Genomic DNA, 11,118 nt, shown 5'->3' on the forward strand with positions numbered 1-11,118 from the left:
GAGCCACTTCCTTGAGAAAGGCCGGATCCGATGAGCGAATCCGAAGGTCTTCTTCGATTAACCAGGCTGGCAAGCCCCCAAATTCCCACTCCGAACAGATAAACGGTGACGGACGGAGAATCACATACAGATCCAACTCTTGAGCTACTTGGATAAAGTGCTCCAGGTCCAAATTCCCTTCAAAGTGAAAGTGGCCTCTTTGTGGCTCATGAGCATTCCATGGAACATAGGTTTCAACAGTATTAAAACCTAGAGCTTTTAGGTTATATAAGGAATGATACCAATCCTCACGATCGATCCGAAAATAATGAATTGCACCAGATAAAATCTTAAAAGGTTGATCATTTAAATAAAAATCTTCACGGATTTCAAATGCCCCCATACTGAGAACCTCCTTCTAAGAAACCCTTTTCATTTATCAATATAATATATTAATAAAAAAATGTCAACCACTTTTGAAAAAATATGTTAAAATAATATTAACAAGGGATATCGAAAGAAGAGGTGAAGCACATGGCAATCCCAAAATACCAACACATCAAAGATGATTTGAAGCAACAAATTATCTCAGGTAAATTCGAAAATGGAGATAAATTTTACACAGAAGCCGAGCTGATTAAGATTTATAATGTTAGCTCGATTACTGTTGTTCGTGCTTTGAACGATTTGGCTAGCGATGGATACATCGTCCGCCAACAAGGGAAAGGAACGTTTGTTTCACGTGCTAGAAAACACAAACTGGTTGAGTTTTCAGACGTTGAAACCTTCCCTATCCAAAAAGCGACCGTAAAAGTTCTCTCTATTAAGCGTGGCAACGCGCTGAATATCCTGGATAAACTGGGACTCGCTCCTACTCAATTCTATTATAAGATTGATCGGACTCGTCATATTGGTGAAGATACCTATATCTACCACCAGACCTATGTCCCAGAGCAATATATTAACCCAAATTATCCGAGCTTAGATTACTATAGTTCGATTTATGATCGCTTCAAAGAAGATTATCATATTCATATGAATGATGAACACTTTGAAGAAATCAATGATATTGTATTTCCAACACCAAGCAAAATCGCTTCTGTGTTGAATATCGATGAAAACTTCCCAACTGTCCGTCAAGTGAAGACGACAAAATTGGAAGCGACCGGTCAAATTCTCGAATATAGCGAAACCTATAAACGTGGCGACTACTATAAAATCAAATTTATCTCTTGTGATCGTGATCATTGATCATTCAAAGTCTGGGGTCTGGCCTCAGACTTTTATGATAAAAATTATAGCATGAAAAAATAGTTCCTAAAACATGTAAAACGAATAATCTATAATTAGTGATAGACTTCCTATAAATAGTTTAATCAGTCAAAATTTATTATGATAAATTCAGGGTCTAGAGCACCTGTTATAGGCAAAGAAAAAGACAAACATCTCATGATGTTTGTCTTTTTTGATCAAGTTTATGAGGGACTTAGTCTCCCAAGCCGATGCGTTCGAAGATCTCATCCACCCGTTTGGTATAGTAAGTTGGGTTGAAGATTTCGTCGATTTCTTCTTGAGTGAGGCGAGATGTTACTTCTGGATCTGCTTCAAGAAGTGGTTTGAAGTCGACTTGGTTATCCCATGATTGAGCTGTTTTTGGTTGCACCAAGTCATAGGCTTGCTCACGCGTCATGCCTTTTTCGATCAAGGTCAACATGGCACGTTGGCTAAAGATCAAACCAAATGTAGAGTTCATGTTGCGGATCATGTTTTCTGGGAAGACTGTCAAGTTCTTAACGATGTTTCCGAAACGGTTGAGCATGTAGTCAATCAAGATGGTTGTATCTGGTGCAATGATGCGCTCAGCTGATGAGTGAGAGATATCACGCTCATGCCAGAGGGCTACGTTCTCATAAGCTGTAATCATGTGACCACGGATCACACGCGCAAGACCCGTCATGTTTTCAGAACCGATAGGGTTGCGTTTGTGAGGCATTGCTGAAGACCCTTTTTGACCTTTAGCAAAGAACTCTTCCACTTCGCGTTGTTCTGATTTTTGCAAACCACGGATCTCCGTTGCCATGCGTTCAATAGATGTCGCGATGCTGGCAAGAACTGCAAAGTACTCAGCGTGAAGGTCACGAGGAAGGACCTGTGTAGAGATTTCTTGAGCACGGATACCCAATTTGTCGCAGACGTATTTTTCAACGAATGGTGGGATGTTGGCAAAGTTACCAACAGCACCAGAAATCTTACCAGCTTCCACACCAGCAGCCGCATGCTCGAAACGCTCGATGTTTCGTTTCATTTCGCTGTACCAAGTCGCCAATTTAAGACCAAAAGTTGTCGGCTCAGCGTGCACACCGTGGGTACGACCCATCATGATAGTGAACTTGTGCTCCTTAGCCTTGTCAGCGATGATGTTGGTGAAGTTTTCAAGGTCACGACGAATGATGTCGTTGGCCTGCTTGTAAAGGTAACCGTAGGCCGTATCGACCACGTCAGTAGAAGTCAAGCCATAGTGGACCCACTTGCGCTCCTCACCAAGAGTCTCAGAAACCGCACGTGTGAAAGCCACCACATCGTGACGAGTCTCCTGCTCGATTTCCAAAATACGGTCGATGTCAAAGTCTGCCTTTTCACGAATCAAAGCCACATCTTCCTTAGGGATTTCCCCCAACTCAGCCCATGCCTCATCAGCCAAGATTTCCACCTCAAGCCAAGCACGGTATTTATTTTCTTCAGTCCAAATGTTCGCCATTTCAGGGCGGCTATATCTATCAATCATGTTTAATTTTCCTTTCTGTTGATGTTTCACATCAGTTAGCAACCGACTGTCGCTTTATTCAAATTCTTCTTTCCCAATCCACACAGATGGATAATGATCTAGTGTATTCAAATCCGTATCCAGCGGGGCATCATAGATAGCCAAATAGTTATCAGGATATTGTGCAACTAGCTCTTCATACTTCGCTTTCACTTTTTCGTGATCGCTACTAGCATACAAGACTTCGACGACGGCTCCAGTCTTGTCCTTCTCAACAAAAGCATTGACAATGAGTTGAATCATAAAAACCTCCTAAATCGAAATACCCTTCATATTTGCTTCCAGAATAGGCATCTTCACACCTAACTCCTGACCAGTCTGATAAACACTTTGACAGCAATAGAAGATGTCCTGTTTATCATTGTGCAAGGTCATGATTTTTCGGGTCAGCTCATTTTTCGCAAACATGACTTTCATGGCTTTTCCTGCAATCCAAGCGGGAATTTTGTAAGGTAAGAGTTCGGCTTTGTAAAGCTTCAAATTTACACCACGCGCTTCTACGACTTTCAAAGCTTCTCGAATGGCCTTGATAGCCAATGTTAATTCCGACGAACTATTCATCAAGTTCAAAGCCAATTCTTCTGGGTTTTCCAGTTTCCCTGAACGTGCAGCTGTCGAAGTGACACCCGCATTAATCGCCATGTGAATCCAAATCCACTCGACCATATCATGAGGCACTTCCCACTTCAAATCTGCAGAAGTCAGTAAATCCGTCAAATCAGCATAGTTAGAGATCTGTGCTCTTTGCTCACCTTCTAGCATTAAATGGTCGAACAAGACACCATCTAAATGGTCCTCCTGCATATGACCACCGGCTGTCGGAAAAGCCAGAATATAGTCGTAATCTCCTGCCCACTCTTGGACCTCTTTTCGAGTATTCCAGAAATTGCAGAAGAAAACGAGAGTGCCTTTGATATTATTTTTTCGCAAGGTTTCCACAGCTTCTTTGACAAACCCATGACGCACACTCAGAAAAATAAAATCATATTCCGAATCAGCTTCCGCCACATGAACCTCATAGGTGTCGTGTTTGTTCTCACCTTTGGAATGATAACGGCCATCTAGCAGATCAACCAACAACTCCTTGGGAGCAGTGTTTTTCTTACTATCTCTAAGTACGTGTTCCACTTGATGACCTGCTTTTTGAAAAGCATAGGCATAAGTAGTCCCGATCACTCCAAGTCCTAGAATCGCTATTTTCACTTAAAAATCAATCCCTTTCCAGCAGTGGTTGTCTGGCTTCTCTTGTCGATTTTCGCCTGCGACAAGCCTAGTCAACCTTGCAGGGGTAAGACGACGGACCTTATAACTGGGGTCCTGTCTTACTCCCCAAACTCTTCAACCTTATCCGGTTCATCACTAAACAAGGTCACATGTCCCATTTTGCGGTTGTGCTTTGCTTCTAGTTTACCATATAAGTGGAGGTGAGCGCTTGGATTTTCTGTCACATATGTTTCAGCAGCTTCGACGTGTTGGCCGAGTACATTGAGCATGACTGCAGGCGCATGGAGGTGAATAGCAGGAAGTGGTGCTCCGAGAATACCCAGAATATGGGTATCAAACTGGGAAAAATCGCAAGCTTCAATCGAGTAGTGGCCTGAATTGTGTGGGCGTGGTGCAATTTCGTTGACGATGATGTCGTCAGCGGTAGCAAACATTTCCACGCAGAGTGTTCCAGATAGGTTCAGTTGTTCTGCAATTCGCACTGCCATAGCTTTAGCTTTTTCTGCTAAGCTTGCTGGAATGCGAGCAGGGACGATGGTCTTAGATAGAATGTTGTTGCGGTGGATATTTTCCTGAACGGGGAAGACTGTCACGTCCTTGCCATTTCCTGACACGATGACAGAAATCTCCAGGTCGAAGTTGACAAATTCTTCCAAGACACAGTCTGCTGAGTCTGCTAGCGCATAAGCTTCTACCAAGTCTGCTTCTGAGCGAATGACCTTTTGTCCATGCCCATCATAGCCACCAGTCGCCGTCTTGAGAACATAGTTTTTCGATAGGTCAATATCTGCCAAGTCTTGGCTTGAAGTCACAACCTTGTAGGGTGCCACAGTGACTTGGGCCTTGTTTGAGAGAAAGTCCTTTTCAAAAATACGATTTTGAGAAATACGGAGCAAATCCGTTCCTTGAGGGAGTTGACCATTCTTGATAACAGCATCCAAACCGTCGGCATCGACATTCTCAAACTCATAAGTCAGAATATCGCAAAGGTCCGCCAACTGACGAAGGGCGTCCACATCATTATAAGGAGCTACGATGATTTCCGCAACACGGGAGGCTGGACAATCCGCCGCAGGATCCAGCGCGATAACCTTGTGCCCCATGTAGATAGCAGAAATGGCCATCATCTGACCCAGCTGACCGCCACCGATAATTCCGATTGTTTTAGATGAGCTCATTTGTAGACTCCTCTGCGATTTTTCCTTGTTCTTCTGCGAAATCTGCCAAAGCTGTCGCGATAGCCTGGTCTTCTACTGAGAGGAGACGGAGAGCAAAGAGGGCAGCGTTAGTCGCACCAGCTTCACCGATCGCCATGGTTGCGACAGGTACCCCGCCCGGCATCTGAACGATAGAGTAGAGCGAATCCACACCGCTAAGGGCACGAGACTTGACGGGTACCCCGATAACTGGAAGGGTTGTTTTAGCAGCAACCATCCCTGGCAAGTGAGCTGCACCACCAGCACCAGCGATGATAACCTTGATGCCACGACTACGTGCTTCCTCGGCATGTTTGAACATGAGGTCAGGTGTGCGGTGGGCAGAGACAACTTTCTTTTCGTAGGCTACACCGAAACGGTCTAGGACTTCTGCTGTTTTTTGCATGGTTGCCCAGTCGGATTTTGAGCCCATGATAATGGAAATTACTGGTTTCATTTCTTCTCCTTTTTTGATAATCGTCTAATGTAGTGCGGACGTAAGCGACCGCCTAGGGCGTTCCATTACTAAAACTGGAGCCTGAGTCTCCAGTTTTCCGCTCCTAGTAGCAAAGCTACTAGGAGTTCCACTACTGCGACGATTATCCTATACTAGCTCGCTAACGCTCGCCTTTTACGACCTACGGTCGCTAATTATTTGTTCGCCTTACTACCAATGTCGTTTCGGTAGAACAAGCCTTCTGTGTTTTGTTTGTTGAGTTCGTTGTAGATGATATTTTGGCCGTCTTTGACGGTGTCTGCTGTTGTGACCAGCATGTAAACACGGCCTCCGTTTGAAAGAAGGTCTTGCCCATTTTCAGCAAATTTAGCTCCTGCATAGTAGGTGATGATGTCACCCTCTGTCTTAGCTGGAAGCTTGACACCCTTCTCATAAGCGAGTGGGTAGCCGTTTGATGCTACAACCACACCTAGTGTCACACCCTTGTCCGTCCAAGTGATGGCTGGCTCTTGGCCATCCAAAATGTCCGTGATGTTTTGTGCAAAGTCAGATGTCAAACGAGGCAAGATGATTTGCGTTTCAGGATCTCCGAAACGAGCATTGAACTCGATAACTTTCGGTCCATCTGCTGTCAAGATAAGCCCCGCGTAAAGGACACCAAGATAGGGACGACCTTCTTTGATCATGCCTTCAAGAACTGGCTTGACAATGGTGTCAACCGCTGTGTCAACCACGCTCTGTAGCAGGTGAGGAACTGGCGCATAGGCACCCATCCCACCAGTGTTAGGACCTTTGTCGCCATCATAGGCACGTTTGTGGTCCTGAGCCGTTGGCATAATGTAGAACTTATCCCCATTGACAAAGGCAAAGAGAGAGAACTCTTCCCCGTCCAGGAATTCCTCGATGACCACACGCGCACCTGAGTCACCGAATTTATTGTCCAGAAGCATCTCGTGAGCGGCTTCTACCGCTTGCTCGACTGTCTCCGCAACGACAACACCTTTCCCAAGGGCCAAACCGTCTGCCTTGACGACGATTGGAGCGCCTTTTTCTTCGATGTAGGCCTTGGCTTCCTCGAAATCTGAGAAGGTCCCATAGGCTGCTGTCGGAACACCGTATTTGACCATGATTTCTTTAGCAAAATCCTTAGACCACTCCAGCTCAGCCGCAGCTTTGGTCGGGCCAAATGCTTTGAGACCAGCTGCATTGAAATCATCCACGATCCCAGCCGCAAGGGCATCATCTGGTCCAATGAAGGTCCAAGCAATATCGTTGACTTTTGCAAAATCAATCAGCTTAGAATGTTCGGAAATTCCGATATTGATCAAATCTAGACCATCTAATCGCATTCCGTCATTACCAGGAGCCACAAAAACCTGCTCAACGTCTTTAGACTCCAACAATTTCTTAGCAATCGCATGCTCACGACCGCCAGATCCAACAACCAAAAGTTTCATCTCGAACCTCTTTTGCGAATTATTTTATTAAATTATACCACAAACGTTCGTTTTGTTCTAATGTTTCAAGGATTATCCGATGATTTCCGTTAGAAAACAAACTTTTTTCATTATTTTTAAAATTTCTGCTCCTTTTTACGAATATTATAATTGAGACCTCTACTATTTTTTAAAAAGGAGTTTTATGCAAGGGATTAAAAAACTACTCTTGGTAGCTTGCCTTTTCTGGGCAGGGGCTTCACAAGTTACAAGAGCAGAGCAAAATGTCAATTACATCTACAAGGAAAAGGGACAATTAGTTGTCCACCTCGGAACCATTCCAGACCGCTTCCAAAGCGTTAGCATCCCCATTTGGTCCGAGCAAAACGGCCAAGACGACCTTATTTGGTATCCTGTTCAACGAGGAGAAAATGGCTTTGATTTGCAAGTACCTCTGACCAATCATTTGGATCAAGCAGGACTTTATCACATCCATGTCTACGGCATCCACTCTAACGGAAACCTTGAAGGACTATTTCCACTACAGACAATCGTTGAGAAAAAAGATCTCGCCTCTTCCCAACCCAGGATCACAGTCCGACCTAGCGGTGCGCAGCTATTTGAGATCCAACTCCAACTCTTTGAAGATGTGGAGGAAGTCCTCTTTCCCATCTGGTCTGACCAAGATGGCCAAGACGACTTGATCTGGTATCCCGCAAAAAGAACGGCACCTGGCCGCTACCAATTGTCCTTCAACGCCGAAAAACATACAGGGAAAGGAAGCTTTCATCTCCATGTTTACCAGAAAAACAAGGGGCAGTTAAAAGGTTTACTTGCCACTGATTTTCAAGTCGATCGTGCTAAACCTGCTCCACTGGTCACCCAGGCAGATAATTACTATCCCATCGGCGAATGTACCTGGGCAGCCAAAGAGCTGGCTCCTTGGTCACAAAACTGGTGGGGAAACGGTGGCATGTGGGCTGCTAGTGCACGCACTGCGGGCTTCCGGACAGGAAACACCCCAGAGGTCGGCGCTATCGCCTGCTGGGATAATGGAGGCTATGGTCACGTTGCAGTCGTGACGGAGGTCGAACATAACCAAAAAATCCAAGTGAAAGAAGCCAATTATAATGGAAATCGGACCATCAACAATTTCCGTGGCTGGTTTGACCCCACGAATGCTGTCTGGGGAACGGTCAGCTATATCTATCCAAATTAAAGGTCGCTTGATTAATAAAGGCACTCATCTATCGATGAGTGCCTTATTTGATTAATGTCTGAAGTGACGAACACCTGTAAAGATCATGGTTAAACCGTATTTATCAGCTGCTTCAATAGATTCTTGGTCACGGACCGAGCCTCCTGGCTGGATGATCGCTTTGATTCCTGCTTTGGCGATTTCTTCCACGTTATCTGCAAATGGGAAAAAGGCATCTGAAGCAAGAACAGCTCCGTCAAGACGGTCTTTCGCTTGATCAATGGCGATACGGACGGAAGCCACACGATTGGTTTGACCAGGGCCAACACCAAGTGTCATGTGATCGTTGGTCACGATAATCCCGTTTGATTTGACATACTTGATGGCTTTCCAAGCAAACTCAAGAGCAGTCGCTTCTATATCAGTTGGTTGGCGTTTGGTCACCACTTGCCAGTCAGCGGGACTTTCTTTCACCACATCTTGGTTTTGAACGAGAAGGCCACCAACAACACCTGTGTACTCAGCCTCTACTTCACTAGCATCTTGAGCGTCAAATGGCAAGGCAAGGATCCGCAAGTTTTTCTTTTTATTAGTCAAGATTTCAAGTGCTTCGTCTGTGTAGCTTGGCGCGATGATGATTTCAAGGAAAACACCATGCATCTTCTCAGCTGTCGCAGCATCTACCTCACGGTTGAGAACGACGATACCACCAAAGATAGACACCGGATCAGATTCATAAGCGTAGTTCCAAGCAGTCTCGATGTCATCAGCCTGACCGATTCCACATGGATTCATGTGTTTCAATGCCACAACGGTTGGACGGTCTTTAAAATCGCGAATGATACGAATCGCAGCATCCGCATCACGGATATTGTTGAAGGACAACTCTTTCCCGTTGAGCTGTTTAGCCGATGCAATAGAGTAATCCGTCGGCAAAGCTTTTTGGTAGAAATCAGCGTCTTGTTGAGGGTTTTCCCCGTAACGCATAGCTTGTTTGAGATCATAGGTCAGAGTGAGTTTTTCAGGTTTGCTTTCACCCACTTGAGCTGTGAAGTATTCCGCAATCAAGGCATCATAGGCTGCTGTGTGACGGAATACTTTTGCTGCTAAACGTTGACGAGTTTCGTAAGAGGTTTCGCCGTTTGCTGACAATTCGTCAAGAACAACAGCATAGTCAGCAGGGTCTACAACAACTGTTACGCTAGCGTGGTTTTTAGCTGCTGAACGAAGCATTGATGGACCACCGATATCGATGTTTTCAACGGCATCCGCATAAGTCACGTCTGGTTTGAGAATGGTTTCCTTGAAAGGATAGAGATTGACCACTACAAGGTCAATGAGCTCGATCTGATTGTCCTTAGCAGCATCAAGGTGACTATCAAGGTCACGACGAGCGAGAAGACCACCGTGGATATTTGGATGGAGAGTCTTCACACGGCCGTCCATCATTTCTGGAAAACCAGTCACATCGTCAATGGCAATGGTATCAACACCGGCATTGTCAAGGGCAACTTTGGTACCACCTGTTGAGATGATATCCCAGCCCAGAGTTTTCAGCTCTTTCGCAAATTCTACAATGCCTGTCTTATCTGAGACACTGATTAAAGCTTTTTTCGTCATTCTATTCCTCTTTCTTTAGGTCCAAGCGCATAGCGATTTCATTATTTTCTTCTATAAATCCTGTTTCCCGAAAACCCAGACTAGTCAGCAGGTGCTTCATTTTTTCATTTCCGACTACATAATCTGCGATAATATGATTGCAACATCTATCCATCTGAGCCTCTTTGATTAGAACTTCCAAGGCTTTTCGTCCATAACCTTTTCCTTGGTACTGCTGGCCAATCATTATCCGCCAGATAAAGTATTCTGCTTCATCCTTATCTATTTCCAGCAGGAGAAAACCAACTACTTGCTCATTCCAATAGATTGCCATTGGAAACACATCCCCATTCTCTCGGTAGAGCCATGCGTCAGCTAAAGAGCGCACATTTGGAGCTACGAAACGTGCTCGTTTATCAGCATCAGATATTTTCAGATCCAGCACTACCTGAAAACTGCTCTCATCTACTAATTTCAGATTAATCATTTTTCTCCTACCAAAATTACACAATCAAAACTTGATTTCCTTCTTATTTCCTCTCCACTCCCAAAAGTTCCAATACTTCTGGATAGAGTTTGTACTCTGTTTCGTGGATGCGGGTTTCGAAAGTGTCAAGGGTATCCCCTTCAAGGCGTGGTACACGGACTTGTTTGATGACCTTACCGGTATCCACGCCCGAGTCCACCCAATGAATGGTCACACCAGACTGCTCAACACCTGCATTCCAAGCATCCTCAATACCATGAGCGCCTGGAAATTCAGGGAGATAAGCCGGGTGAATATTGATAATACGGCCTTCATAAGCCGCTAGCAAGGTTGGACCGACGATTTTCATATAACCAGCCAAACAGACTAGGTCAATCTCGTGCTCATCCAAGAGCTCGACAATGGCTCCTTCGTAGTCTGCTTTGCTCTCAAATTCCTTGAGTTCAAAAGCATAGGAAGGAACTCCAAGCTTTTCGGCACGCTCGAGCACATAGGCATCACGATGGTCTGAAAAGACAAACTCCACTGGAAATTCTTCAGCAATCACCTGAAAATTTGAGCCATTACCAGAGGCAAAAACCGCTATTTTTTTCATTTGATGATAACACTTTCGTTTTCTTTCTTGACGATACGACCGATTTCATAAACAGGTTCGTCAAGAAGTTCTTTGACACGTTCAACATGTTCTGGTTTAACTGCAAGCATGAGACCAATACCC

The 11,118-nt window shown here is 44.8% G+C and carries 13 protein-coding genes; 2 read left to right on the top strand and 11 right to left on the bottom strand.

All coding sequences use genetic code 11. From position 1 onward, the window contains the following. Window positions 1-382: beta-galactosidase (locus ACLOR3_RS09325; protein ID WP_412037168.1), on the bottom strand; the 382-nt coding region annotated here is incomplete at its 3' end. Window positions 383-513: 131 nt separating this feature from the next. On the opposite strand from ACLOR3_RS09325, the gene ACLOR3_RS09330 reads away from it, so the two are divergent. Next, window positions 514-1,230 (top strand): GntR family transcriptional regulator, encoded by a 717-nt coding sequence (locus tag ACLOR3_RS09330; RefSeq protein WP_006595289.1) that lies wholly within the window; start codon window positions 514-516, stop codon window positions 1,228-1,230. Window positions 1,231-1,465: 235 nt separating this feature from the next. On the opposite strand, the gene purB is transcribed toward ACLOR3_RS09330, so the two are convergent. The 6 genes from purB to purD form a co-directional block, all read right to left on the bottom strand. Further along, a complete protein-coding gene (gene purB / locus ACLOR3_RS09335) occupies window positions 1,466-2,764 on the bottom strand; it encodes an adenylosuccinate lyase (RefSeq protein WP_411400943.1) in 1,299 nt (432 codons plus the stop codon). A 54-nt stretch (window positions 2,765-2,818) separates the two neighbouring features. After that, window positions 2,819-3,046, bottom strand: a complete 228-nt coding sequence (locus tag ACLOR3_RS09340; RefSeq protein WP_411400944.1) for a phosphoribosylaminoimidazole carboxylase — start codon at window positions 3,044-3,046, stop codon at window positions 2,819-2,821. 9 nt (window positions 3,047-3,055) lie between these two features. Then, complete coding sequence (locus tag ACLOR3_RS09345) at window positions 3,056-4,006, bottom strand: ketopantoate reductase family protein (RefSeq protein WP_411400945.1); 951 nt, start codon at window positions 4,004-4,006, stop codon at window positions 3,056-3,058. A gap of 119 nt (window positions 4,007-4,125) precedes the next feature. Continuing rightward, window positions 4,126-5,205, bottom strand: coding sequence for a 5-(carboxyamino)imidazole ribonucleotide synthase (purK, locus tag ACLOR3_RS09350; RefSeq protein WP_411400946.1), 1,080 nt, complete (start codon window positions 5,203-5,205; stop codon window positions 4,126-4,128). Continuing rightward, a complete protein-coding gene (gene purE, locus ACLOR3_RS09355; protein WP_000805604.1) occupies window positions 5,192-5,680 on the bottom strand; it encodes a 5-(carboxyamino)imidazole ribonucleotide mutase in 489 nt (162 codons plus the stop codon). The genes purK and purE overlap by 14 nt, the downstream gene beginning before the upstream one ends. 194 nt (window positions 5,681-5,874) lie before the next feature. Next, window positions 5,875-7,137: a phosphoribosylamine--glycine ligase gene (gene purD / locus ACLOR3_RS09360; RefSeq protein ID WP_411400947.1), complete on the bottom strand. Its 1,263-nt coding sequence runs from the start codon at window positions 7,135-7,137 to the stop codon at window positions 5,875-5,877. Window positions 7,138-7,321: 184 nt separating this feature from the next. Between purD and ACLOR3_RS09365 the strand changes: the two genes are divergently transcribed. After that, window positions 7,322-8,335: a GBS Bsp-like repeat-containing protein gene (locus tag ACLOR3_RS09365; protein ID WP_411400948.1), complete on the top strand. Its 1,014-nt coding sequence runs from the start codon at window positions 7,322-7,324 to the stop codon at window positions 8,333-8,335. Between the two features lie 51 nt (window positions 8,336-8,386). Here the strand turns inward: ACLOR3_RS09365 and purH are convergent, their stop codons facing one another. From purH to ACLOR3_RS09385, 4 genes are all read right to left on the bottom strand, one after another. After that, window positions 8,387-9,934 carry a bifunctional phosphoribosylaminoimidazolecarboxamide formyltransferase/IMP cyclohydrolase gene (purH, locus tag ACLOR3_RS09370; protein ID WP_126403572.1) on the bottom strand — a complete coding sequence of 516 codons (1,548 nt, stop codon included), beginning with the start codon at window positions 9,932-9,934 and terminating at the stop codon, window positions 8,387-8,389. A gap of 1 nt (window position 9,935) precedes the next feature. Next, on the bottom strand, window positions 9,936-10,400 hold the full coding sequence (locus ACLOR3_RS09375; protein WP_313790584.1) for a GNAT family N-acetyltransferase: 465 nt from the start codon (window positions 10,398-10,400) through the stop codon (window positions 9,936-9,938). A 43-nt stretch (window positions 10,401-10,443) separates the two neighbouring features. After that, window positions 10,444-10,995, bottom strand: coding sequence for a phosphoribosylglycinamide formyltransferase (purN, locus tag ACLOR3_RS09380; RefSeq protein WP_313790583.1), 552 nt, complete (start codon window positions 10,993-10,995; stop codon window positions 10,444-10,446). After that, window positions 10,992-11,118, bottom strand: a 127-nt coding sequence (locus ACLOR3_RS09385; protein ID WP_412037174.1) for an AIR synthase-related protein, incomplete at its 5' end; no start/stop codon positions are given. The genes purN and ACLOR3_RS09385, both read right to left, overlap by 4 nt.

It is taken from the genome of Streptococcus intestinihominis, from assembly GCF_046824975.1.
GTDB lineage: Bacteria > Bacillota > Bacilli > Lactobacillales > Streptococcaceae > Streptococcus.